This window comes from Winogradskyella sp., from assembly GCF_013213835.1.
Taxonomy (GTDB): domain Bacteria; phylum Bacteroidota; class Bacteroidia; order Flavobacteriales; family Flavobacteriaceae; genus Winogradskyella.
In genome coordinates this window covers 17,165-43,189 of sequence record NZ_JABSSU010000005.1, presented here as the reverse complement: position 1 = coordinate 43,189, position 26,025 = coordinate 17,165, and the positions used below count along the sequence as shown (strand labels likewise).

Annotated in this window: 24 protein-coding genes; 10 read left to right on the top strand and 14 right to left on the bottom strand. The window is 33.4% G+C overall.

Going from position 1 to position 26,025, the window contains the following annotated elements; genetic code table 11:
- The 5 genes from mrdA to purH all read right to left on the bottom strand — a co-directional run bounded on the left by mrdA (window position 1) and on the right by purH (window position 5,999).
- A complete protein-coding gene (gene mrdA / locus HRU50_RS08670) occupies window positions 1-1,941 on the bottom strand; it encodes a penicillin-binding protein 2 (protein ID WP_296350261.1) in 1,941 nt (646 codons plus the stop codon).
- Window positions 1,938-2,444, bottom strand: coding sequence for a rod shape-determining protein MreD (gene mreD, locus HRU50_RS08665; RefSeq protein WP_296350259.1), 507 nt, complete (start codon window positions 2,442-2,444; stop codon window positions 1,938-1,940). Before mreD ends, mrdA begins: the two co-directional genes overlap by 4 nt.
- Complete coding sequence (gene mreC / locus HRU50_RS08660) at window positions 2,437-3,258, bottom strand: rod shape-determining protein MreC (protein ID WP_296350257.1); 822 nt, start codon at window positions 3,256-3,258, stop codon at window positions 2,437-2,439. Before mreC ends, mreD begins: the two co-directional genes overlap by 8 nt.
- Before the next feature lie 11 nt (window positions 3,259-3,269).
- Window positions 3,270-4,298 carry a rod shape-determining protein gene (locus HRU50_RS08655; RefSeq protein WP_296350255.1) on the bottom strand — a complete coding sequence of 343 codons (1,029 nt, stop codon included), beginning with the start codon at window positions 4,296-4,298 and terminating at the stop codon, window positions 3,270-3,272.
- A gap of 171 nt (window positions 4,299-4,469) precedes the next feature.
- The gene (purH, locus tag HRU50_RS08650; protein WP_296350252.1) at window positions 4,470-5,999 is read right to left on the bottom strand and encodes a bifunctional phosphoribosylaminoimidazolecarboxamide formyltransferase/IMP cyclohydrolase; all 1,530 of its coding nucleotides are present in this window, start codon (window positions 5,997-5,999) and stop codon (window positions 4,470-4,472) included.
- Between the two features lie 143 nt (window positions 6,000-6,142).
- Here purH and HRU50_RS08645 point away from each other — a divergent pair, with 143 nt between their 5' ends.
- The gene (locus HRU50_RS08645; protein WP_296350251.1) at window positions 6,143-7,396 is read left to right on the top strand and encodes an ABC transporter permease; all 1,254 of its coding nucleotides are present in this window, start codon (window positions 6,143-6,145) and stop codon (window positions 7,394-7,396) included.
- An 84-nt stretch (window positions 7,397-7,480) separates the two neighbouring features.
- On the opposite strand, the gene HRU50_RS08640 is transcribed toward HRU50_RS08645, so the two are convergent.
- Window positions 7,481-7,939 (bottom strand): GAF domain-containing protein, encoded by a 459-nt coding sequence (locus HRU50_RS08640; protein WP_296350249.1) that lies wholly within the window; start codon window positions 7,937-7,939, stop codon window positions 7,481-7,483.
- A gap of 85 nt (window positions 7,940-8,024) precedes the next feature.
- On the opposite strand from HRU50_RS08640, the gene xrtF reads away from it, so the two are divergent.
- The 8 genes from xrtF (at window position 8,025) to HRU50_RS08600 (ending at window position 17,184) form a co-directional block, all read left to right on the top strand.
- Window positions 8,025-8,576: an exosortase family protein XrtF gene (xrtF, locus tag HRU50_RS08635; protein WP_296350247.1), complete on the top strand. Its 552-nt coding sequence runs from the start codon at window positions 8,025-8,027 to the stop codon at window positions 8,574-8,576.
- Window positions 8,577-8,580: 4 nt separating this feature from the next.
- Window positions 8,581-8,997: an exosortase F system-associated protein gene (locus HRU50_RS08630; protein WP_296350245.1), complete on the top strand. Its 417-nt coding sequence runs from the start codon at window positions 8,581-8,583 to the stop codon at window positions 8,995-8,997.
- Window positions 8,998-9,047: 50 nt separating this feature from the next.
- The gene (locus tag HRU50_RS08625) at window positions 9,048-9,455 is read left to right on the top strand and encodes a hypothetical protein (RefSeq protein ID WP_296350243.1); all 408 of its coding nucleotides are present in this window, start codon (window positions 9,048-9,050) and stop codon (window positions 9,453-9,455) included.
- Between the two features lie 65 nt (window positions 9,456-9,520).
- On the top strand, window positions 9,521-11,758 hold the full coding sequence (locus HRU50_RS08620; RefSeq protein WP_296350242.1) for a TonB-dependent receptor: 2,238 nt from the start codon (window positions 9,521-9,523) through the stop codon (window positions 11,756-11,758).
- 131 nt (window positions 11,759-11,889) lie between these two features.
- Entirely contained in the window at window positions 11,890-12,240 is a 351-nt protein-coding gene (locus HRU50_RS08615) for a heavy-metal-associated domain-containing protein (RefSeq protein ID WP_296350241.1), read from the top strand.
- 174 nt (window positions 12,241-12,414) lie between these two features.
- Complete coding sequence (locus HRU50_RS08610; RefSeq protein ID WP_296350238.1) at window positions 12,415-13,872, top strand: phosphatase; 1,458 nt, start codon at window positions 12,415-12,417, stop codon at window positions 13,870-13,872.
- 82 nt (window positions 13,873-13,954) lie between these two features.
- Window positions 13,955-15,760 (top strand): cytochrome c peroxidase, encoded by a 1,806-nt coding sequence (locus tag HRU50_RS08605; RefSeq protein ID WP_296350237.1) that lies wholly within the window; start codon window positions 13,955-13,957, stop codon window positions 15,758-15,760.
- A 95-nt stretch (window positions 15,761-15,855) separates the two neighbouring features.
- The gene (locus HRU50_RS08600) at window positions 15,856-17,184 is read left to right on the top strand and encodes an ATP-binding protein (RefSeq protein WP_296350235.1); all 1,329 of its coding nucleotides are present in this window, start codon (window positions 15,856-15,858) and stop codon (window positions 17,182-17,184) included.
- A 202-nt stretch (window positions 17,185-17,386) separates the two neighbouring features.
- On the opposite strand, the gene groL is transcribed toward HRU50_RS08600, so the two are convergent.
- The 8 genes from groL to miaB all read right to left on the bottom strand — a co-directional run bounded on the left by groL (window position 17,387) and on the right by miaB (window position 25,046).
- Window positions 17,387-19,018 (bottom strand): chaperonin GroEL, encoded by a 1,632-nt coding sequence (groL, locus tag HRU50_RS08595; RefSeq protein ID WP_296350233.1) that lies wholly within the window; start codon window positions 19,016-19,018, stop codon window positions 17,387-17,389.
- Between the two features lie 61 nt (window positions 19,019-19,079).
- Window positions 19,080-19,355: a co-chaperone GroES gene (locus tag HRU50_RS08590; protein ID WP_296350231.1), complete on the bottom strand. Its 276-nt coding sequence runs from the start codon at window positions 19,353-19,355 to the stop codon at window positions 19,080-19,082.
- A gap of 164 nt (window positions 19,356-19,519) precedes the next feature.
- Window positions 19,520-19,852 (bottom strand): preprotein translocase subunit SecG, encoded by a 333-nt coding sequence (secG, locus tag HRU50_RS08585; protein WP_296350229.1) that lies wholly within the window; start codon window positions 19,850-19,852, stop codon window positions 19,520-19,522.
- 1 nt (window position 19,853) lies between these two features.
- A complete protein-coding gene (locus tag HRU50_RS08580; RefSeq protein ID WP_296350227.1) occupies window positions 19,854-20,774 on the bottom strand; it encodes a hypothetical protein in 921 nt (306 codons plus the stop codon).
- 2 nt (window positions 20,775-20,776) lie between these two features.
- Window positions 20,777-21,280, bottom strand: a complete 504-nt coding sequence (locus HRU50_RS08575; protein WP_296350225.1) for an LptE family protein — start codon at window positions 21,278-21,280, stop codon at window positions 20,777-20,779.
- A gap of 84 nt (window positions 21,281-21,364) precedes the next feature.
- Window positions 21,365-22,630 (bottom strand): sigma-54 dependent transcriptional regulator, encoded by a 1,266-nt coding sequence (locus tag HRU50_RS08570; protein WP_296350223.1) that lies wholly within the window; start codon window positions 22,628-22,630, stop codon window positions 21,365-21,367.
- A 3-nt stretch (window positions 22,631-22,633) separates the two neighbouring features.
- Window positions 22,634-23,590, bottom strand: a complete 957-nt coding sequence (locus HRU50_RS08565; protein ID WP_296350221.1) for a hypothetical protein — start codon at window positions 23,588-23,590, stop codon at window positions 22,634-22,636.
- Window positions 23,591-23,600: 10 nt separating this feature from the next.
- Entirely contained in the window at window positions 23,601-25,046 is a 1,446-nt protein-coding gene (gene miaB, locus HRU50_RS08560; RefSeq protein WP_296350219.1) for a tRNA (N6-isopentenyl adenosine(37)-C2)-methylthiotransferase MiaB, read from the bottom strand.
- A 164-nt stretch (window positions 25,047-25,210) separates the two neighbouring features.
- On the opposite strand from miaB, the gene HRU50_RS08555 reads away from it, so the two are divergent.
- Window positions 25,211-25,999, top strand: a complete 789-nt coding sequence (locus HRU50_RS08555) for a hypothetical protein (protein ID WP_296350217.1) — start codon at window positions 25,211-25,213, stop codon at window positions 25,997-25,999.
- Window positions 26,000-26,025 lie beyond the last annotated feature (26 nt).

The following is a 26,025-nucleotide window of genomic DNA, read 5'->3' as shown; positions in this document are numbered from 1 at the left end:
TTAGGACTTAATGATATCTAGTTTTAGTGCGTTCAATGTTTTCAATTCTTCTTCATCAATAGCTTCAAGAGTGGTTTGTCTATTTATACCAAATGCTTCTCCTGAATATGGTTTAGCGTACTCGTGTTCTAAAGAATAACGCAATACAAAATCTTCTAGATCTGTTCTGGAAATTTCACCCCGTAAATAAAACTCTATCATAAGACTTGCCATTCTTCCAGCAAATCTACTTCCGAAGTACCCATTTTCAACAAACACTGCAATAGCTATTTTAGGATTATCTTTTGGGGCAAAGGCTACAAAAATTGAATGATCTGTAAGTTGTGTTTTCTTTTCATCGATAATGGCAAAATTTTCTGCTGTACCAGTTTTTCCACATATTTCAATGCCTTCTACTTTCAAATTTTTTGCTGTTCCTTTATTATAAACGTCAAACATGCCTTCAATAACAGGCTCAAAATGTTGTTTGTCTATAGTAGTGTAATTGGGTGTTGTAAAACGAGTAGGAATAGTTTCCTCTTCAATCTCCTTAATGATATGAGGTGTATAATAATACCCACGATTACCAATAGCGGCAGCCATATTAGCTAATTGTATTGGTGTCGCTAATACTTCTCCTTGACCAATAGCATTTGATAGGGTAAAAGTAGTATACCATCTGTTTTTTCCGTAACCACGATCGTAGGTAGTTGAGGTAGGTACTTTACCTGGTTGACCTACGGATAAATCATTATTCAGGTAATTACCTAAACCAAAACTCTTAATATGTTTACTCCAAACATCCATTCCTTTAGCTGGTGAATCATACTTATCCATTATTCTTCTGTAAACATTAGCAAAGTAAGAATTACAAGATTCATAGATTCCAATATTCATGTTTGCCGGGCTGTGATGGGCATGACATCCCATTTTTCGATTACCATATCTATAACCCATTGCGCATGCAAATCTGTCATTTGTAGTCACTACACCTTCTTGCAATGCAATAAGGGCATTAAGTGTTTTAAAAGGTGATCCTGGTGGATACATGGCTTGCAGTCCACGATCAAATAGTGGTTGAGCTAAACTATCTCTATAAAGTTTTGTGAAGTTTTTAGATCGGTCTCTACCCACTAATAAGTTTGGATTATAAGATGGACCAGATATCATAGCAAGTATTTCACCAGAACTTGGCTCAATAGCAACAATACCTCCACGTTTATTCGTCATGAGTAATTCACCATAAGCTTGCAACTTAGCGTCTATGGTTATTTTAATGTCTTTACCAGGTTTTGGCAGCGTATCAAACTTCCCGTCTTTGTAAGACCCAATATTTTTATTAAATCTGTCCTTTTGAATAAACTTAATGCCTTTTGTACCGCGAAGTGTTTGTTCATATGTTTTTTCTACGCCTTGCATACCTATCAGATCTCCCAACTTGTAATAAGGTTGCTTTTTGATTATTTTTCGATTGACCTCACCAATATTGCCCAGTACGTTCGCACCAATGGACGTTTGATATGAACGTAACGATCTTCTTTGAATATAAAAGCCTTGATACTTTCGCATCTTTTCTTGAAGTACTGCGTAATCAGCTTTAGACAGTTGCTGCACGAATGGTGATGCTAATCTGTAGGAATAGCTCTTTGCTCTTTTGAGCTTTTTATCATATTCTTCTTTCGAAATTTTGAGAAACTTACAGAACTCTTCAATTTTAGTAGAATCCATATCTTCAATTTCTCTTGGAATGACCATTACGTCATAAGACGGTTGGTTTGCAACTAAGAGTTTACCATTTCTGTCATAGACATATCCGCGTTTCGGATAGTTGAATTCTTTTTTAATAGCTGTGTCTTCAAATATATCTTGACTTCTACCCTCATAAATTTGCAGGTAAAATAAGCGCGAGATGAATGCCAACCCAACCAAAATAACAGCAGAAAGAAGCAATAATTTCCTCATCGTTGATTTCGACTAAATAATACTATAATTAAAATACTAAGTACAATAGTAAAGATACAGGAGAATAACGTCTTTTTTAGGATTAATAGTATCTCAGAAATACTGAAAACTTCCAGAGAAAATAACACAAGATGATGTATCAACGCTCCTAAAGTGATATAGGTAATTAAACTACCAATTTCTGTTAGATTAAACTTAATACTTTGGTGTTCATAAAGCATTCCGAAAGATGTTTTGAGTAATACAGGTCTTGAGTAGGCTAAACTTACTGCTGCTGCTGCGTGCACTCCACCAGAATCTGAAAAAATATCAATCAACATTCCAAGTATAAAGCTTATGGTTAGAAGGGTTAATCGATTATCTCTGATGGGAAATAGTAGGATAAAAATAATATATGGATATGGGTTAATATATCCCAAGAAGTTGATACTATTACAAATGACCACTTGAAGCAACAATAATGAAATAAATCTAAGGCTATGTATTAGAAAAGGGTTATTCATCGCTATTTTCTAGTTCTAAGATTTCTTTTCTGTCTTTGTTTTCAATGACATAGACAGTTCCTACGTTTGTCATGTCATTAAAAAGCCTTATTTCAATATTGTAGGTGTCACCCGTAATATCTACCTGAAAACTTTCAATTGTACCAATACCTATACCTTTTGGAAAAATTGCAGATTCACCACCTGTTTCTATTGTGTCTCCAATTTTGACGTCTGCAAATTTTGAAACATCTGTAAGTTGTGAGAATTCTGGAGATTTACCATTCCATTCAAGAGAGCCAATATGATTCGAGTTTTTTAGCTTAGCATTAATTCTACTTTTTTTATTCAGTATTGAAATTACCCTCGAATAATTGTTAGAAGTGTTATCAATAATTCCGACGATACCTTTAGGTGTAATAACCCCAAAATCCTCGTAAATGCTGTCTTTTTCTCCTTTATTTATGGTAAGATAGTTATTAGGTGAAGCATAACTATTTTTGAATACCTCTGCAGTTCTGACTACATAATTTAGATTATTATTTTCCTTATTTTGTAAAAATGAGCTGTCTGCATTTATTTGAAGATTGAGTAAGAGCTGTCTCAAACGCTTATTTTCTTCTGCTAATTTTGAATTTTCTATTTCAAGTCCGAAGTACTTGTCTACGGAATTTACCATACCATAAACGCCGCCAGTAATCCCATTGGCTGAACTTATAAATTTACTTCGGTGGTAAGAATGCGATTGGATTGTGAAGGCTAAAGAGATACCAAAAAGAAATAAAAACAACAGAAATGTTTTGTTCTTTATAACAAAATTGAATATTTGTTGCATTATTTACCTCCTTATTTAATCAATACGCTTTTGTATTTTGGTAAGTTTTTAAGTACGATACCTGTACCTCTAACCACAGCTCTTAATGGATCTTCAGCAATGTAAACTGGTAAATCTGTTTTTTGAGATAAACGTTTGTCTAATCCTCTTAGCATTGATCCTCCACCAGCGAGATAAATACCAGTGTTATATATGTCTGCGGCCAATTCTGGAGGTGTCTGAGATAACGTTTCCATTACAGAATCCTCAATACGTAAAATAGATTTATCTAAAGCTTTTGCAATTTCTCTATATGATATTTGAACTTGTTTAGGCTTACCAGTTAATAAGTCTCTACCTTGAACACTCATATCTTCAGGTGGTAATTCTAAATCTTCGGTAGCTGCACCTATTTGAATTTTAATTTTTTCAGCGGTTCTATCACCAACATATAAGTTGTGTTGTGTGCGCATGTAGTAAATAATGTCATTTGTAAATACATCACCTGCTACTTTTACAGATTTATCACAAACGATACCACCAAGTGCAATGACCGCAATTTCGGTGGTTCCACCACCAATATCAACAATCATGTTTCCTTTTGGCTGCATGATATCAACACCAATACCAATTGCAGCGGCCATTGGCTCGTGAATAAGATATACTTCTTTACCATTAACACGCTCACAAGATTCCTTAACTGCTCTCATCTCTACTTCGGTAATGCCAGATGGAATACAAACTACCATTCTTAAAGCGGGATTGAAGAATTTCTTTTTGAGAGCTGGAATATTTTTTATGAAGAGATTAATCATTTGCTCAGAAGCATCAAAATCTGCTATTACACCATCTTTCAATGGTCTAATAGTTTTGATGTTTTCGTGAGTTTTTCCTTGCATCATATTGGCTTCTTTACCAACTGCAATTATTTTTCCGCTAATTCGGTCTCTTGCTACAATAGAAGGACTGTCAACTACAACTTTGTCATTATGAATAATTAAAGTGTTTGCTGTTCCTAAATCTATTGCTATTTCTTCTGTCAAGAAATCAAAAAATCCCATGCGCTATTACTGTATTATAAAAGGGTTACTCTTGTGGTTTGATGTGTTAGTCGTAAATGTAATGAAATATACGTTATTAATACATTCGTAGACGTTTTCTTCAAGGTTTTTTTTTTAAGTTTTTTCAAACTAAAAAAATGCTGACAAGTAGAACCCAGATTTACAAGATTTTTAGTGTTTAAAATGACGCGTGCCAGTGAAGACCATAGCCACGTTATTATCGTTACAATAGTTGATGCTTAACTCGTCTTTTATTGATCCACCAGGTTGAATTACAGCAGTTATACCAGCATTATCCGCAATTTCTACACAATCCGGAAATGGAAAGAAAGCATCACTCGCCATTACTGCACCATTTAAATCAAAATCAAAGGACTTTGCTTTATGGATGGCTTGGTTAAGCGCATCAACACGACTAGTTTGCCCTGTACCACTTGCACAAAGTTGTTTGTTTTTAGCTAAAACAATAGTATTAGATTTTGTATGCTTACAAATTTTTGAAGCGAAGATTAAATCTTCTAATTCTTCTTGTTTAGGTGTTGTGTTAGTAACAGTTTTTAAGTCTTCAAGACTATCTGTTTTAGAGTCACGTTCTTGTACTAAAGCACCGTTAAGACATGTTCTTACTGATGTTTTTGGTAATTCAACATCATTAAGAATTAAAAGAATTCTGTTTTTCTTTCCTTTTAAGATTTCTAAAGCGTCATCACTAAAAGAAGGAGCGATAACCACTTCGCAGAATAACTTATGTATTTCTTCAGCAGTAGCTTTGTCAATTTCAGTGTTTGAAATTAAAATACCACCAAACGCAGAAACAGGATCACCAGCCAAAGCATCTACATAAGCTTGATGAATGGTAGAACGTTGCGCAAAACCGCAAGCGTTGTTATGTTTTAAGATTGCGAAAGTTGGGTCTTCGCCTTTAAATTCTAAAATTAAATTCACAGCAGCATCAACATCGAGCAAGTTGTTGTAGCTTAGTTCTTTTCCATGAAGTTTAGTAAACATGGCATCAAAATTACCGAAGAAAAATCCTTTTTGATGTGGGTTTTCACCATAACGTAACACTTTACCTTTAGTCTCACTGATTTTAAGAACTGCTTCTTCATGGTCTTTGTTAAAATAATTGAAGATAGCAGTATCGTAGTGTGACGACACATTAAAAGCTTTAGCAGCAAAACGTTTTCTGTCCTCTTCAGAAGTTTCACCATTTTTAGCTTCTAATAATTCTAAAAATTCAGCATAATCATCAACTGAAGACACGCAGGTAACATCTGCATAATTTTTAGCAGCAGCTCTAATTAAGGAAATACCACCTATATCAATTTTTTCAATGATATCTTGGTTACTAGCACCAGAAGCAACCGTTTTTTCAAACGGATATAAGTCAACAATCACCAAATCTATCTGTGGAATTTCAAATTCTGCTAGTTCGGCAACATCACTTTCATTATTTTGACGATTAAGGATACCACCAAATACTTTTGGGTGTAATGTTTTTACTCTGCCGCCAAGAATTGATGGGTAAGAGGTAACCTCTTCAACAGGTATGACATTAATACCTAAATCTTTGATGAATTTTTCGGTACCGCCAGTAGAATAAATAGTTACGTTAAGGTCATTTAGTTTTTTTACGATAGGTTCTAATCCATCTTTACTAAATACAGAAATTAAAGCAGATGAAATGGTTTTATTGCTCATAATGTTGTGTTGTGATTTTAATGCTGCAAAAATAGAATTTTCAGTTACATTTTTGAGCGGTTAATTCTAGTTTCTTTAAGTTTTTTGTAACAATAAATTGTTGAAAACGTCCTATCTTTAAAATGTTTTAAAACAGCCAATTCATGCTAGTCTATTTAAGGGTCTTTAAAGAGAGCTTTTCTTTTGCGATAAATGCTCTCCGCAATAATAAACTACGTACATTTTTATCCCTATTAGGGGTTACCGTAGGTATCTTCTCAATTATCGCAGTTTTAGCTGCGGTAGACTCTTTAGATAGAAATATTAAAGATAGCTTATCCGGATTGGATAAGAATACAATGTACCTAACAAAGTATTCTTTTGGTCCAACGGATGTGCCAAGATGGAAGCGCGACAATTTTCCACAGGTAGAGCATGATGATTACGAGTTTATAAATAGAAGCGTTCCAGATGTAGAGGCTTCTGCATATGTTATTTTCGGCGGAAGCGAAACCATACGTTACCAAGCAGAAACTATTAATAACGTAAATATTACACCTGTTTCTCATGGTATTTACGTGATTGATGACCTTAAAATTGCAGATGGAAGATTTTATTCTGAATTAGAATCTGATACTGGTGCGCCTGTAATTGTATTAGGTTCCGAGCTAGCAGAAAACCTTTTGGGTGATATTAATCCCATAGGTAAAGTCGTTAGAGTTTATGGAAGAAAGCTAACCGTTATCGGTGTGCTCAAAGAATATGGTGATGCACTTGGTGATTCACCAGATGGTAAAGGGTTTGTGCCTGCTAATTTTGTTAGACGCTTTAGAAATGGCGGTGTTAATGGCTTACCAGGTGCTGTTGTAATAAAACCAAAGTCTGGTGTAGATATTGGTGCTTTTGAGAATGTCTTAAAACAGAAATATAGAAATTATCGTGGGCTTAAAGCTGATGAAGATGATAACTTTTTTATTAATAAGCTCTCAGGTTTAGTGTCGTTTGTTGATGCCATAATTTCGATGTTAAATGGTGTTGGTTGGGTAATCAGTGGCTTTTCACTTTTAGTTGGAGGCTTTGGTATTGCTAATATTATGTTTGTTAGTGTGAAAGAACGTACTAACCTTATTGGTATTCAGAAATCTTTAGGAGCAAAAAACAAATTTATACTGTTTCAATTTTTATTTGAAGCCATCATTTTAGCTATTGTAGGTGGATTAGTTGGTTTGGCTCTAGTTTGGATTACAGCCATGATTATGAATGGTGTGGTAGGTGACGATTTTGAGTTTGTGCTTTCCTTCGGAAATATGTTCCTAGGTTTTGCTCTATCTACATTTATTGGTTTAATCTCAGGAGTGATTCCAGCAATATCAGCTTCACGACTAGATCCGGTTGAAGCGATTAGAACAGGTATGTAATTCTTTAAATTTTTCGAAAATCAAATTCTAAATCCCAAATTGTATTTATTGGAATCTAGTCCTTGAAATTTGGTGTTTTAAGATTTAGGATAAAATCGTCGCGACTTCTTTACAGACAAATTCTAGAAAACGTTCATCAGCTTCTGTGAATGGATCTGGTGTGTTAGAGTCTATGTCTATCTGACCAATATTTTCACCATTTACAAAAATCGGAATTACAATTTCAGACTTAACCGTAATGCTACAAGCTATATAGTTGTCTTGTGCTGAAACGTCTGGTACCACAAAGTTTTGGTTACTCACAGCAACTTGTCCACAAATCCCTTTTCCGAAAGGTATAATGGTATGATCTGTAGGTTCACCAACGTAAGGTCCAAGTTTTAGTTCTAGTTTATCACCATTTTTAAAATAGAAACCAACCCAATTGTAATGTGCCACATTAGCTTCAAGAAGTTCACAAATATGTAATAAACGTTCATCAACGTTTAGATTATTGTTTTTTACTATTGTTTTTACTGTGGACTTAAGTTCTGTGAATGACATATGTAATAAACTTTTTGGCAAAAATATTTAAAACCTTAAATTTTAGAATAGGGTTTTCATAAATTTAACAGCTAAGTTAGTACTTGTGAAATCTCTATTTAAAAAATATAAGCTTGTAGTACGATTTATAGTAACATTCTTGTTAGTCTATGGTGTATTAACAATTGGTTATACTTTATATCTCAAGTATTCTAATGGTTCTGAATATTATCCCGATTATATAACCAACCTAGTCGCGAGACAATCTCACACCTTACTTGAAGGAATAGGATATTCTTCAAATATTTTAAATCACCCGAACGAGCCTTCAATAAAGGTAATTATACATAATGAATACGTTGGGCGTGTTATTGAGGGTTGTAATGGGCTGAGCGTTATTATTTTGTTCTTAGCTTTTGTTATTGCATTTGCAGGTAAACTTAAACCAACATTTTTGTATTGTTTAACAGGTAGCATTATTATTTATGTGTTTAATCTTATCAGAATTGTTATTCTGGCTATCGGGTTATTTCATTATCCAAATCAGAAAGAGGTCTTTCATACGGTAATTTTCCCAGCGATTATATACGGAATCGTTTTTATACTTTGGATGATTTGGGTAAATCGTTATTCTAAAATCAATTACTCTAATGGATAAAATAATGAGGTATATTTTAATAGGAGTATTGGTGATATTATTAATGCTTATTAGAGGATTTGAGAATGTCTTATTCTATGACCCATATCTCACATTTTTTGAAAATGATTATTTATATATAGATAGTCCAAGACGTGAGTTAGCAAAGTTGGTTTTAAATACGACCTTACGTTTTTTTTTAAATACAATAATATCATTAGGAATTATATATGTTGCGTTTAGAGATAGAAACATTGTCAAGTTTTCTGCAATTATCTACTCTGTTGCATTCGTGTTATTGCTCATCCCTTTTTTATACTTTGTAATTAACCCAAGGCAAGAGGATTATTACTTGTTTTTTAATGTAAGACGATTTTTAATCCAACCAATTTTAGTCATTTTGTTATTACCTGCTTTTTACTATTACAAACTCAATCGTTAAGGATTTTGTAATTATATTTTTTGATTTTAAATTATTCTTAATTTTGCAGTGTGAATCATTCTATTTCATATAAAGTATTAGCTACTGCATTGTCACTTTTGGTGTTGATGTCGACCTTATCGCTAACAGTCGAAAAACATTTCTGTGGTGATCGATTGGTAGATGTGGCTATTTTTTCTGAGGCAAAAACATGCTGTGCTCACAAAACACAACAAGAGGATAAAGAAAAGAAACCGTGTTGTAATGACGAAATAGAGGTTGTTAAAGGCAATGATAAACTCACTACGAATTCCTTTGATGATTTTGATGAAATTCAGAAACAAGTTCTTGTAGCATTTACAGTTTCTTATGTTAATCTATTTGAAAGTCTTCCGAAGGAGATTATTCTTCACAGAGATTATTCTCCACCATTACTGGTTTACGATATTCATATACTCGACGAAACTTACCTTATTTGATTTCTAGGATAACCTTTAGAAAAAGATGCGATAGCGTCTAATTTGTTATACCTATAATCAAAAACATGAAATCATATTTTATAATCATATTTATAATCTTGTCTTATCAGTTAACAGGACAAGAACAATTACAAGGCATTGTTTTAGAGTCTAGCACTGCTAAAGCATTGCCATTGCAAGGCGCTAACATACATTGGTTAGGTTCTTCTATTGGGACGATCTCAGCCGAAGATGGTACATTTTCTTTGCCTTATAAATTTTCGTTCAACAAACTTGTTATTAGTTATGTTGGATTTAAAACAGATACATTAACTGTAAATGAAGACAGATACATTAAGCATGTATTGCAAGCTTCTGATGAGTTAGATGAGGTCACTGTGATTTCCAGAAAACAGTCAACTTCAAAATCATTTTTAAAAGCAGCCAATATTATTACTGTAAGTAGCGATGAATTGCTAAAAGCAGCATGTTGTAACCTGTCTGAAAGCTTTGAAACTAATCCATCAATAGATGTTAATTTTGCAGATGCTGTTTCTGGGACAAAGCAGATAAAAATGCTAGGTTTAAAGTCGCCTTATATCTTAATCTCGACCGAAAATATACCTGCAATCCGTGGCGCTTCTCAAGCTTATGGATTAAGTTTTATACCCGGCACTTGGGTAGAAAGTATTCAAATCACCAAAGGTGCAGGTAGTGTTGTTAATGGTTTTGAGAGTATTGCTGGGCAGATTAATACAGAACTTGTAAAGCCAACAACCGATGATAAGTTCTTTTTAAACCTTTATGGTGCTACTAGCGAAAGGATCGAACTTAATACACATTTCAATACAAAAGTAACGGATAAATGGAGTACTGGCATCTATATTCATGGCAATACGCATCAACAAAACCACGATGTTAATGATGACGGATTTTTAGATATGCCATTGTTTAATCAAATAAATGTGATGAACCGTTGGCAATATACAAACCCAGAGAAAGGGTTAGTGAGTTTTATAAATCTGAGATATCTTAATGACGAGAAACAAGCTGGTCAGATAGATTTCAATCCAGATAGAGATAAAGGCACGACTAACTTTTGGGGTAGCGAAATTGATACTGAACGTATAGATGTTACAGCTAAATTAGGTTATGTAAATCCTGAAATACCATATCAAAGCTTAGGTGTGCAAACAGCATTTAGTCACCACAAACAAGATTCATATTTTGGGTTGAATGTCTATGATATTCAGCATAATAGTTTCTACTCAAATTTGGTGTATAATAGCATTATATCAGATTCGCGGCATAAAATAAAAACAGGTTTAAGTTTTACTTACGACCATTATGATGAATTGGTAAATACTGAAACTTACGAACGTACCGAAAACTCTATAGGTGGTTTTTTTGAATATAATTTTGATAATCTAGATAAGCTGAATATGACTGCTGGTGTGCGTATGGATCAACATAACAGATTTGGTTTTTTCATTACTCCAAGATTTCATCTGCGTTATACACCATGGGAAAAATCTGCACTTAGAGCTTCTTTTGGAAGAGGTATAAGAAGTGCTAATATTTTTGCTGAAAACCAGAATATGTTTGCAAGTTCTAGACAGATTAATATTCTAAATTCTGATGGAAAGATTTATGGTTTAGACCCAGAAATTGCATGGAATTACGGTGTGAGTTATTTGCAAGGATTCAATCTCTTTGGTAGGAAAGCAGATGTAACTTTAGATTTTTATAGAACCGATTTTCAAAATCAGGTAGTTGTCGATTGGGAAAATCCGTTTGAAGTTAATTTTTATAATCTTGAAGGTGAAAGTTACGCCAATAGCTTTCAGTTTGAATTTAATTATAATGTTTTTGAACATTTTGATTTAAGAACGGCTTACAAGTATTATGATATCAAAACAGATTATACGTCTGGTAAGCTTGAAAAACCATTAATACCAAAGCATCGTTTGTTTGCAAATGTTGCTTATGAAACTCATTTAAGCGATGATGGTAAGCAATGGAAATTTGACGCTACCTACAATTGGTTAGATTCTCAGCGTTTTCCGAATACATCGTTAAGTACGCTAGAATTTCAATTAGACGAGTATTCACCTACGGTTGGGACGCTAAATCTTCAAGTTACAAAAGTGTTTTCACCACAATTTGAAGTATATTTAGGTGGTGAGAATGTCACTAATGTAAGGCAATCAAATCCAATTATTAGTCCAGATAATCCCTTTGGTGCAAATTTTGATAGTAACTTTGTTTACGGACCAATTTTTGGAAGTCTCTTTTACGGTGGTATTAGATATAAAATAAAGTAAAAACAATTCCTGCCTTTGAAGGAATGACAAAAAAAATAAAACTTATCACGCTGAATTCATTTCAGCAACTTAAAAAATAAAATTAATGTCACACTGAGCTCGTCGAAGTGTTTTTAAAAAAGATTAATACAATGAAAAAACTAACCTTAATAATCACATTATTAATTACAACAATAACATTCGCACAAAATAAAAATGAAAAAGCCACTATTGAAGTTGATGGTGTTTGCGGCATGTGCAAAGAACGTATAGAAAAGGCTGCAATTCGCACAAAAGGCGTAAAGTCTGCAGTATGGAGTATTGAAACTCACGAGTTAAAATTAATATACGATGAGCGCAAAACAGATTTAATGACAATATCCAAAAGTATTGCTAATGCTGGTCATGACACTAAAGACATAAAGGCGCCACAAGAAGCTTATGACGCTATACATCATTGTTGTAAGTATCGTGACGAAGAAGTTGTTGATGATCAAGATTAAATAACTTAATAATTGAAAATTACTCTGAAATACTTTAATTTATTTTTATTCTAAGTATTTATAATTTCTTAAAGTTGGTTACATTTTGTTGAAAGTTTCTTAAAACTGACATTAATCTATGGTAATGTCTGTAGTATTCTTTTGTAATACTAAAAACTAAGAAACTTTAAAATCATGAAAAAATTTCATTCTTTGGCATTAGCGTGCCTAACATTATTTAGTCTTATGTCTTGTAATGACGATGATAATAATAATGGTAACAATGGTTCTGCTGTTCAAGTAGAATTTAAAAATCACTCTATAACACCAAACTTTTTAAGCCTTAAAAGCGGTTTTTCTAATGTGGAAATATATAGTGTGCTGTCATCAGAAGATACGTATTTACAAAATTTTGTCTATGGGTCAATGGCTGATGGTGCAGGTCTCTTAAAAAATATGGATGGTACTTATACTCTAATAAACAACATAGAGGCTGATAGATCTATTGCTAGAATTACGTTTGATAGATCATTTAAGCCAGTTTTAGGCGAGTATATTTTAAATGCAGATGCAACAACTGAAACTGCTCAGTGTTCTGGTTCTTTAATAACTCCAGAAGAGCACGGATTTGGACCTTGGTACCTTTCAGGTGGTGAATGGGCTGGTAGTAGCCCAGGTGTATTTATTACTGATCCATATAAAGATGCTAATCAAGCTGGTTTTGCAACACTTATTCCGGCAATGGGTCAGTGGACAACTGAAAATGCAGTGGCCTTAGGTAAGGAAGCTTATCCTAACAAAACTGTAGTTTTAATTGGTGATGATGATTCTGCAAATCAAGCTCCAATGGAAGGTCAATTAGCAATGTATGTTGGTGACTTTGGAGATTTGACAAGTGGTAAATTATATGGCTTAAAAGTAAACGGTATTGATAATCAGACATCTTTTGAGGCAGATATGACTGTTGGTACAAACTATCAAGTAGAATTTGTGGAATATGAAGGTGATAAAACTAAGGATGCCTTACAAGCAGAATCTATTGAGAAAGGAATCATGGGATTCCAAAGAGTTGAAGATATCGATTGGAGAAGAGGAAACCCAAGAGAAGTTTATTTTGTAGCTACAGGTAGAGGTTCTGCGGAAGGTATAGGAACAAAGTATGGTAGAGTTTACAAATTAGTTTTGGATGCAAATAATCCATTGGCTGGTACACTTTCTATTGCTGTTGACGGTGATGATCCTAACTCACCAATGTTAAGCCCAGATAATATAACAGTGACAGAGAACTATGCTTATATTCAAGAAGATCCAAACTTTGGTGCTGATGAAAAAGGACATTACGCGCAATTATATCAGTATAATTTAAATACTGGTGAGATGAAAACAGTATTAGAGTGTAATCAAGATTTAGCAGCTGCTACTAACGACTTACAAGGTTTTCCTTATAGTAATGGTGATACTTGGGAGCTTACAGGGATGATTGATATTTCTGATATTATCGGAGAAGACAATACTTTTATTTTAATTACTCAAAATCATGGTTGGGGTGAAGACGATACGCATCCAGGATTCTTAGATCCAAATGCAGGTACACCAGATCAAACAGATGACGAAGGATCTCACATGTATATCGTTAGAGGATTAGACAGATAACAACAGCGTTTGCAATATTTTAAATGTTCACTAGGTCTAGTTTATACAAGCTAGACCTAGTCCTTTTCTAAATTTTAATACCATGAACCGTTATTATATCTACATTGTTTTAGTTTTTTTAATGACTTGTGTCAGTTGTAAAACAGATAAAACTGAAGATAATAAAGATGCTCAACCATTTTCTAAGCTTGAAGCTTTGTATTTGAGCCATTTAGAAGGTTGCTATAAATCATTAGATAGTTTGGCAGTATTAACTGATAAGCAAGCTATAATTGCGCAATACAAAAAAGCAAGATTTCATTTTAAGCATATAGAACCAGCATTAGCCTATATTGATGTTAATAATTATAAAGTTATAAGTGGTCCTAATCTACCTATGATTGAAGAGGAAGACTATACAAACATACGTATTACTGAGCCTAAGAATTTTCAAGTTATTGAAGAACATTTGTTTGTAGATGATATAGATATCGATGTAATTAAAAAGAATGCAAAGTTTTTAAGTAATCGTTTTCAATTCATCAAGCAGAATACGTCATTTATATTTCTAAAAAAGGGAAGTTTTTTAAAAATTCTAAGAAATCAAATCGTAAGGACTGGCACAACAGGTATAGGTGGTTTTGATTCTCCAGCGCAATTTTCTATTGAAGAAAGTGAAACTGTTTATAAAGCTTTAAAACAATATTTAGACTATTTTAAAGGTCATTTTAAAGATGAAGGACTTTTCAATTCTTGGCATTTGGAGTTTGATAAATCTATTGAAGATTTAAAGGGACATACTTTTGAAGCATTTGATCGTTACGCTTTTATAAAAAATCACACCCATGCACAAATGGAATTATGGGTAAAAACCGTTGAAGATTGGAATGCTAATATTTCGGATTATTTACCCTTAAATAATGATGCTGTCAACCTATTTAGTGCAAATACTTTTAACCGATTAAGTTTTATAGAACGAAAAATTAAGGATTCAGATAAAGTTGAAGCTATAACAAGTTTGGGTAAGCGTTTGTTTAATGATAATCAACTTGGGCAAAAAGGGAGTCTAAGTTGTGCAAGTTGCCATAAATCAGAGCTATATTTTACTGATGGGTTGCCAAAATCTTTAGACAATGAAGGCAATGAACTTTTAAGAAATTCACCAACATTGTTTTATGCATCTTTACAAAGAGGCTTTTTTCATGATAGTAGAATTGGTGGATTGGAAGGACAAATAAATGAAGTTATTAACAACCCAAAAGAGTTTGGGATTGATATTAATTTATTTTTAGAACGCGTAAAAGATCATCCAGAATATATTCAACTTTTTCAGGAGGCCTTTAAGGATAGTGTCTCTAAGCGTCATATAAAAATAGCCTTAGCTTACTATGTCGGAAGTTTAAATCCATTTAACTCAAAATTTGATAGAAATATTCGCGGGCAAGAACATACATTAACAGAAGGTGAAAAAAATGGATTTAATATTTTTATGGGTAAGGCTGCCTGTGCCACTTGCCATTTTGCACCAGTATTCAACGGTACTGTACCACCTAACTATAAAGATACCGAATTGGAAGTTTTAGGAGTGCCTAAATCAGTAGAATGGTATGATGCAAAAGTTGATAGCGATTTAGGACGATATTACTATTTCAATACAGAAGAAAGAAAGCATGCCTTTAAAACACCTACCATTAGAAATATTGAAAAAACAGCGCCGTACATGCATAATGGAGTTTACAAAACTTTAGAAGAAGTTGTGAGATTTTATAATGTTGGTGGTGGACATGGTATTGGCATTAGACTAGAGAATCAGACATTACCTACTGATTCATTGCATCTAACTGATAAAGAACAAAAGGATTTGATCAGTTTTATGAAGACTCTTACAGATGACACTAAGAACTATTAATTAAAAAGCTCGAATACTTGTCCTGACTTTTTTGTTATTGATATTTTTTAACCTCTTTATTGAAAAATTCTTATATTCGGAAAATTAAATAGGTTATGAGTATTGAGTTGAAAAAAATAAAAAGAAGATTGGAACTGATTGATGAGGTCGTAACTAGTGAGATATACAACTTAGGTGGAGAGTTTTTTAATAAGATTGTAATAAAACTTAATGAGGTATTAGATGCCGATTTCACCTTTATTGGTCAGCTTTCGGATAATCAATTAGATGTAGAAACAATTAGTCTGGTTGACAAAAATGGATATTTAGATAACTTTATATATACTCTAAAAGGAACCCCTTGTGAGGTTGTACTCGGAAATAAGCCCTGTTCATATTCTAAAGGTGTGAGTGTTTTATTTCCAGACGATAAGATACTAGTTGATATGGGTATTGAAGCTTATGTTGGTGTGACTTTATATGACTCCAAAAAAAATCCAACAGGCATACTTGTATCTATGTTTAAAGATGAAATTGATGAGACGGAACTTAAGGAATCTATATTAATGATTTTTGCGTCCAGAGCGGGTGCTGAACTAGAGCATATTAAATTAAACAAGGCTATAGAAAAAAGTAAGGAGGAATTAGAAGATAAGGTTAGAGAAAGAACGAAAGAACTTGTTAAAAAAAATGTTGATTTAATGGTTTCAAATAAGAGACTTGAAGAAGCGTTACAATCCCTTCAAAATACGCAAACACAACTCATACAGGCTGAAAAAATGGCTACTTTAGGGATCTTGACTTCTGGTGTTGCTCATGAAATTAATAATCCACTTAACTATATTTCTGGTGCTTATACGAGTTTGGTAGATTTTTTTGAAGATGATTCTAATGAAGCAATCAAACAAGTAGATGATCTAGTCCATCCAATCAAAATTGGGGTTGAAAGAATTTCGAAAATTGTTAAAGGCCTGAATCAATTTAGTAGAAATAATGAAAATTATGATGAGACTTGTGATATACATGAAATAATCAATAATTGCCTGACCATTTTAAATAATGTCACAAAATTTAAAGTAGATATTAAAACTACTTTTACAGATCAATCGGTAATAATAAAAGGAAATTCAGGAAAGTTACATCAGGTCTTTTTAAATATTCTTGATAACGCTATTGATGCCATACCAGGTCACGGTGAGTTGATCATAATAACTGATAGTAATAAAAACGGTATTTCGGTGAGTATCAAGGATAATGGTGAAGGCATTGAAAAGGAAGTTCTAAATAAATTATTTGAACCATTTTTCACAACTAAACCACCTGGGAAAGGTACAGGTCTTGGTTTATCAATTTCAATGGCGATTATTAAAGAGCATAAGGGTAAGTTAGAAATTGATTCTGAAATAGGAAAGGGTACTAAGGTTTTAATAACTCTTCCTTCATAAAAAAAGCTAGAAGCGTAAGTTAATCTTAACGTTTTTTTACTGTGTTTTGATGCAGTTGTCAATGAAAAGCCCAATAAAGATAATAACTTCCATTAAATAAAAGAAATACGTCAAATTATGGATATAAAAAAACCCTTGATAATTTCAAGGGTTTTTTATACACACTAAACTGAGTTAATGTTTTATTTATTTTAATTTGCTACTACATCATGCCTGGCATTCCGCCGCCGCCCATTGGAGGCATTGCAGGAGCGTCTTCTTTTATATCTACTAAAGCACACTCTGTAGTTAAAATCATACCAGCAACAGAAGCCGCATTTTCTAATGCAATACGTGTCACTTTCTTAGGGTCAATAATACCAACTTTAAGCATGTCAACATAAGCTTCAGATTTAGCATCGTAACCAAAATCTTTTTTGCCTTCTAATACTTTATTGATAACAACAGAACCTTCACCTCCGGCATTTTCAACAATCGTTCTTAATGGCGCTTCAATGGCTTTATTAACGATTTGTACACCAGTAGTTTCGTCTAAATTTTCAGTTTCTAGTTTTTCAAGTGTTTTCTTTGCTCTAACTAAGGCAACTCCACCACCGGCAACAATACCTTCCTCTACTGCAGCACGTGTTGCATGTAAAGCATCATCAACGCGATCTTTCTTTTCTTTCATTTCAACTTCAGAAGCTGCACCAACATATAATACAGCAACACCACCAGCAAGCTTAGCTAAACGCTCTTGAAGTTTTTCTTTATCGTAATCTGAAGTCGTTGTTTCGATCTGAGCTTTTATTTGATTTACTCTAGCTTTGATATCTGAAGCTTTACCAGAACCATTAACAATAGTAGTATTGTCTTTGTCGATAGTTACAGTTTCGGCAGTACCTAACATAGATAAATCAGCATTTTCTAGAGTGAATCCTCTTTCTTCAGAAATTACAGTTCCGCCAGTTAAAATAGCAATGTCTTCTAGCATTGCTTTACGTCTGTCACCAAAACCAGGTGCTTTAACAGCAGCAATTTTAAGTCCACCACGTAATTTATTGACTACTAAAGTAGCTAGTGCTTGACCTTCAACGTCTTCAGCAATAATTAAAAGTGGACGTCCAGATTGAGCAACTGGCTCCAAGATTGGAAGTATCTCTTGTAAGTTAGAAATCTTCTTGTCGAATAACAAGATGTAAGGATTCTCTAAATCAGCAATCATTTTATCAGAGTCAGTTACGAAGTAAGGAGATAAATAACCTCTGTCAAATTGCATACCTTCCACAACGTCTACATAGGTATCAGTACCTTTTGCTTCTTCAACAGTGATAACACCTTCTTTACCAACTTTTCCAAAAGCTTCGGCTATTAATTCTCCGATAGTGTTGTCGTTATTCGCAGAAATAGAAGCTACTTGTTGAATTTTGTCAGAAGAGTTGCCTACTTTTTTAGCTTGTTTTTCTAAGTCAGCAGTAATTGCCTCAACCGCTTTATCGATACCGCGTTTTAAATCCATAGGATTTGCACCAGCAGCAACATTCTTTAAGCCTTCTTTTACAATTGCTTGTGCTAAAACAGTTGCTGTGGTTGTACCATCACCAGCAAGGTCGTTTGTCTTAGAAGCTACTTCTTTTACCATTTGAGCTCCCATGTTTTCTAACTCATCTTCTAACTCAATTTCTTTTGCAACAGAAACACCGTCTTTTGTTACAGCTGGTCCACCGAAAGATTTTCCAATAATTACATTACGACCTTTTGGTCCTAGAGTTACTTTTACTGCGTTTGCTAAAGCATCAACACCACGTTTTAATCCGTCGCGTGCTTCAATATCAAATTTTATATCTTTTGCCATTTTATTTAGATTTTAGCTGTTAGCCTATTAGCTTTCAGCAATTAGTTTTTTAGAATTTATTTTATACGATTGCTAAAATGTCACTTTCGCGCATCATTAAGTAATCTTTACCTTCTAATTTTAATTCTGTACCACCGTATTTTCCATATAATACAGTATCACCAACTTTTACAGTTAAAGGTTCGTCTTTTTTTCCGTTGCCAACAGCAACTACAGTTCCTTTTTGTGGTTTTTCTTTGGCATTATCAGGAATAATAATACCTGCAGCCGTTGTAGTTTCTGCTGCCGAAGGTTCTACAAGAACTCTATCTGCTAAAGGTTTAATGTTTAAAGCCATCTTTATATGTTTATTAGTTTTTAATATTAATTAACGCTTTAGCGTTATTCGAAAATTATGCCAAGAGCTAAGGACTGACAAACTTGCAGAAATCTGAATGATGTGAACAAAAAAAGGTCAACTTGATAAAGTTGACCTTTAATATTAATTTAAAAACCGTTGTTTTATTCTCCTTCAGTATTTTCTGTTGGTGTTTCGTCAGTTGCAACTGGTGCTGGCATTTCAGTATTCTCGTTAGTGTCTAATGCTTTAGATTCTAAATCATTTCCTGAATCAATTGTTAGATTTGATAACAAAATAAGCGCAATAAGAGCAGTTGCTAAAAACCATGTGCTTTTATCTAAGAAGTCACCTGTTTTCTTAACACCACCTAATTGCTGAGTTCCACCTCCGCCAAATGAAGATGATAAACCTCCACCTTTTGGGTTTTGAACCATTATTACTACCACCAGTAAAAAGGCGACTACTACGATTAGGACTAAAAATATTGTAAACATTTTATATTGTATTATTTTCTTTTAAATCTTGTACCAATTTTATTTGGTCTGCAAAGAAACTATTTTTTTCTGGATATTTCAAACTTAAAATTTTGTAAGATTGAATTGCTTTATCATAGTTTTTTTGTTCTAAATAAATACGTGCTAAAGTTTCGGTCATTAAGCTCTCAGACACGTCATCATCGTTGTTAACGAGTTTTAATTTTGGTGCATCTTTTTTTACTGGCTTAATCTTTGGATTTTCATCAATAAACTTATCAATTATTGCAAGTTTGCTTTCTAGTGGACTTGCAGTTTTTTCTTCAGAGGTATCTTCTTCTTCCTCTAAAAGAACATCTCTTTTAATTGGTTGGAAACTTGTAATTTTTAACCATTCCGAAAATGAGTGACTTTCGGTTTTATCAAACTCTAGAGGTTTGCCAATATTTAGCTTTTCCTCAGGAGTAATATTTTCTACGTCAATATCAATAATAGTTTCCTCAGCGATTGTTGTGTTGCTTGATTCGTCTGCTTTAACTTCGAAAAGGTTAGGGTCTAAAACACCTTCTGTTTCCTTAATGTGCTGTTTTAAAGCATCATCAATCATAACACTTTTATCAACCGAAATGTCATCTATATTGTGTACTTCAATATTTTTAATATTCTCAAAATTCTGCTTTATTTGAAGAGAAATTTCATTCTGATTAAAATCAGTTGTGGTGATGTAATCAAACAATACACTGCGATCAGTAGTGTGCGCGGCAGTAGTTTTTAAGGCGTTGTTATACTTATAACTTTCTTTTAATTTTAAACCTTTTAATAATAGTGCTCTTGCTGGTTGAAAATAAGGATATTCTTTTACAAGGTATGCAAGTTTATCAGTCTGTGAAACGGATACTGCTTCTGGATGTTGTAAAAGATATGTGAATTCTTGTCGTTCCATTTTTACCAATTGGCCAATGAGGTATTGAATATGTCTTGGGTTAAACGCTCAAAAATAATTTCAAATGCCTCATCCTTAATGCTACCAGCTAATTGTGCGTTTGCATCAAAATCATAGAAAAATGAAAAGCGTTGTTCAAAATCTTTCTCATCATCTAGTGTATTAATGTATCTCACGTTGACCCCAATAGTTAAACGGTTTTGAGCAGCTGTATTTTGAGCTGTAGCTGTCATAGGTGCAATTCTGTAATCTGTAATTTCACCTTCAAATATTAAATCACCTCCAGTATTAACAAGGTTTAGATTTGTTTGATTCTGAATTAAATCTTGCAAAGCGTTTGTAAAATCAATATCTAATCCTGGTTCTACTAAATCAGCGTTATTTGGAAAGAAGTTGACTTGAAATGTTTTTGCATTACCAGTATCAGCACCCGTAAAGGAATAAATACCGCAATTTGTAATTGTGACTGTTAATACGGTAATTAATAAAAATCTAATATATTTCATTTTTAGTGGTTTGTTTTATGAAATCAATTTTTTAGTAAAACTCAAAAACATCAGAGTTCGTCTAAATGGTTTCATAAACTTTTCCTAAAGGTCATATTGTTTAATCTTTCTGTATAACGTGCGTTCACTAATACCTAATTCTGCAGCCGCTAGTTTACGCTTTCCATTGTGTCTTTCTAAAGACTTCTTTATAAGTTCTAGTTCTTTATCTTGTAAAGATAAGGTTTCTTCCTCTTGAATCTCTTCAGCGAAATGATATTTGTCTTCAGCTTCGAGTGTTATTTCCGAAACTTCTGAATGCTCAGGAATAGCAAGTAGTTCTACATTTTCTGCATTATCTGTTCCCTCAAAGTCGTTTTCTTTATCTCCGTATATTTTTTGAATAAGGTGTTCATGATCTTTTTGTACCTCAGAAACGTTTCCTTTTTTCATGAGTTCCATAGTAAGTTTCTTAAGATCATTAAGATCACTTTTCATATCAAATAAAACCTTGTAAAGTATTTCTCGTTCACTACTAAAATCACTTTCGGATTTAGAATTGTTGACAACAACTGGTAAATTACTTCCAGTATTAGGTAGGTAATGCTGTAATGACAACGCATTTATGGTACGATTGTGTTCTAAAACAGATACTTGCTCGGCCACATTTCTGAGTTGACGTATATTACCATTCCATCGGTATTTTAAAAGTAATGCCACTGCATCATCAGTTAATTTTACGGTAGGCATTTTGTATTTTATAGCAAAATCGCTTGCGAACTTTCTAAATAATAAATGAATATCATTTTTACGTTCTCTAAGCGCAGGAAGATTAATTTCTACAGTACTCAAACGATAATAAAGGTCTTCTCTAAACTTCTCTTTTTTAATAGCCTCAAACATATTAACGTTTGTAGCAGCAACAATTCTAACATTTGTCTTTTGTACCTTACTGGAACCTACTTTAATGAATTCGCCATTTTCTAATACACGCAGTAAGCGTACTTGCGTTGTAAGCGGTAATTCACCTACTTCATCTAAAAAGATAGTGCCACCATCTGCAACTTCAAAATATCCAGATCGTGTTGACGTAGCCCCTGTAAAGGCACCTTTTTCATGTCCAAATAACTCACTGTCAATAGTACCCTCAGGTATTGCGCCACAGTTTACGGCAATATATTTACCGTGTTTTCTATGCGAAAGTTGGTGTATAATTTTTGGAATACTCTCTTTACCAACACCACTTTCTCCAGTCACCAAAACAGAAATATCTGTTGGCGCTACTTGCGTCGCTTTTTCTATGGCTCGGTTAAGTCTTGGATCATTACCAATAATGCCGAACCGTTGTTTTATGGCTTGTACTGACTCCATTAATTAGTTAACATAGTTAAAGACTTCTTCTTGAGTAATTGTAACATCACTGTCACCAAAATTTCCATTTCTCGATAAAATTCGATTTGAATTATCGTAAGTAACATTAAAATTAAACGTTTCATTATCTGTTGTAATACCGATCCAGTTATTAGCACCACCAAATTGTGCTATGTCATTACCTGCTTGATCATCGTATTCATCGCCTAACGAACTCAGATAGTCACGCGCCTGAAATGGTTCGACTAAGGGATTTTCGAAAGAATCATAATTATAGGTTGACATGGTATTAATATCACCCGTCATTATTGAAGATATTACATTACCGTTGTTATCGTATTCTAAGACCTCGAGTTGAATAGAATTACCGTTTATGAACGACTCTTTTTTGATAAGTCTATCACTATTATTATAGGTGTATTCAGTAATAATTTCAGATCCAACTTCAGTTTTAGTAACAACATTTCCGCTGTAGGAGAAATTATACTCATAATCTTCGTCATTAGACTCTATGTCATTGTAAGTAATTTGAGTGATTTGACCAGATCCATTGTAAGTAATAGTTGTTACATCACTTAACTGCCCTAAGTAAAAGGTGTTTGTCTCAGTGATTTTGTTGTTACTATTACGTGTAATCTCTGTGTTTGTAACAATGTCTTGACCAAATACTGGTGAGTTTGTTATAATACCTCCAATAAGGTTGTCTGAATTAAAAGTATAGTCAATATTAACAATAAATTCTCCAAAAAATGGCACATTGGTATTTGTGTCAAATGAATAAGATGCTAAAGTCAGAATATCATTATTGTTGTTTCCGCCTCCATTATTACCGCCTCCATCATTGTTTCCACCGCCATTGTTACTTCCGTCATCTCCTGTGAGAATTGGATCTAATGGTTCGTTTTCACAGGATGTTGTCACTAGACCAAACGTTAGCAGTAATACTATAAGTTTTTTCATAGATTGTAGATTAGTTGTTTTCAGAATATCCAATCGCTTCACCTATAAGAGTAGCGCTTGTACAATCTGTAATTTTTACGTTTACGAAGTCACCAGGTTTATAATTTTCTTTTGGAAAAACAGCCACCATATTTTGACTGTTTCTTCCGGCCCAGTGTTGGTCTGATTTTTTAGAAGATTTTTCAATTAAGATTTCTTCGACTTTGCCAACATGTTGTTGTGTTCTGTATAAACTGTGTCTTCTTTGTAATGCTTGTATTTCGTTGAGGCGACGTTGTTTAACATCTGCAGGTATATCATCTTCCATTTTACGTCCAGCAAGAGTTCCTGGTCTCTCTGAATAGGCAAACATGAAACCATAGTCATATTTTACATAATCCATTAAGGTTAAAGTGTCTTGATGATCTTGTTCAGTTTCTGTTGGGAAACCAGCAATCATATCTTGGCTTATAGCTACATCTGGAATAATTCTACGAATGTTGTCAATTAATTCAAAATACTCTTCTCTAGTATGTAAACGATTCATTTCTTTAAGAATACGATTACTTCCGCTTTGCACAGGTAGGTGAATGTAATTGCAAATATTTTGATGACTCGCCATTGTTTCGATAACATCAAGTGTCATGTCTTGTGGATTTGATGTGGAAAAACGGAAGCGCATTTTAGGCTGGGCCTTAGCGCACATGTCTAATAGTTTTGCGAAATTAACAGCGGTTGCTTTCTGCAATTCAGAAGCTTTTTCAAAGTCCTTTTTTAAGCCACCACCATACCATAAATAACTATCTACATTCTGTCCTAATAACGTGACTTCTCTGTAGCCTTTATTCCAAAGATCGTTAACTTCTTCAATAATACTTTGAGGTTCTCTACTGCGCTCTCTACCGCGCGTAAATGGGACAACACAAAATGTACACATATTGTCACACCCACGTGTGATTGAAACAAATGCCGTAACACCATTAGAGTTTAGGCGTACAGGGGAAATATCGCCATAAGTTTCTTCCTTAGATAGAATAACATTAATAGCCTCTCGGCCTTCATTAACTTCTTCTAAAAGGTTTGGAATGTCTTTATAGGCATCTGGACCCACAACAAGGTCTACGATTTTTTCTTCTTCTAAAAATTGCTTTTTTAAACGCTCAGCCATACAACCAAGAACCCCAACTTTCATTGTTGGATTTTTCTCCTTTATGCGGTCATAATATTTTAAACGTTTTCTCACTGTCTGCTCTGCCTTATCTCTAATTGAGCAGGTGTTCACTAAAACCAAATCTGCATCTTCAAGATTTTGTGTGGTATTATAGCCTTGTTCTGATAATATTGAGGCTACAATTTCACTATCACTAAAGTTCATTTGGCAACCATAACTTTCAATAAAAAGTTTCTTTTGGTTGCCTTCTTTCTGTTCAAGAAGTAATGATTCGCCTTGTTTGTTTTCGTCTATTATTTTCTCCATCTTCTGTAATCTCAGTTTTTACTGAAAATCAATGTTTTCTCATGTTCAATAAGCATGCAAAGATAAAATTATTTTAGAGATTATGACAAAGTGGCAGTATTAATAATTATTTGATTTTTTGTTTAAAATAGACGTCCTTTGAACGTACTAACTCAAAACAAACCATGAATATTACAGACATTCAACAACGTATAAAATATGCTAAGCAAATAGACTTTGGAACTATATTTAATCAATCAATAGAGCTGTTTAAAAAAGTTTGGGTTCAAGGTCTAGTTACAGTTTTACTAAATTTGGTATTGGCCATTCCTCTAATAATGGTTGTTTATATTCCATTAATATTTCTGGGCTTTTTTGATATGTATACAACGGACTATAATTATTATGATTCAGGTTATCAACAAGATTTTAGTCCATTATTAGTGTTGGTATCTTTCCTGTTATATTTATTTGCTATCGCGGCTTTAAGTATTGTGGCTTTTGGTCTTCAGGCTGGATTTTACAGAATATGTAAATTAAGAGATTTAGAGTTATTAGGTAAAGATGATTATTTCTTCTTTTTCAAAAAGCAATATTTAGGAAAAACGGTAAAGCTTGGATTAGTTTGTGTTGGTATTGCTATGTTAGCTACAATGTTATGTTTTTTACCAGTGTTTTATGTAATGATTCCATTGACCTATGTGTATCTTTTTTACGCCTTTAATCCTGACAAGCCTATTTCAGAAATCATTAATCTTAGCTTTAGTCTAGGAAATAAAAAGTGGTTTATTACTTTCGGATTAATATTAGTATCAGGTTTTCTTTCAGGAATAGTTGGCTTAATGATGTGTGGTATAGGAATCTATGTGACACAGTCCTTTGGTAGGTTGCCTTCATATTTTATTTATAAAGATGTGGTTGGCTTTGATGAGGAAGATGATATCGTAAAAATTGGTGAAGAAGTTAGATTTTAGTTTATAAAATATCTAAGTTGTTTATT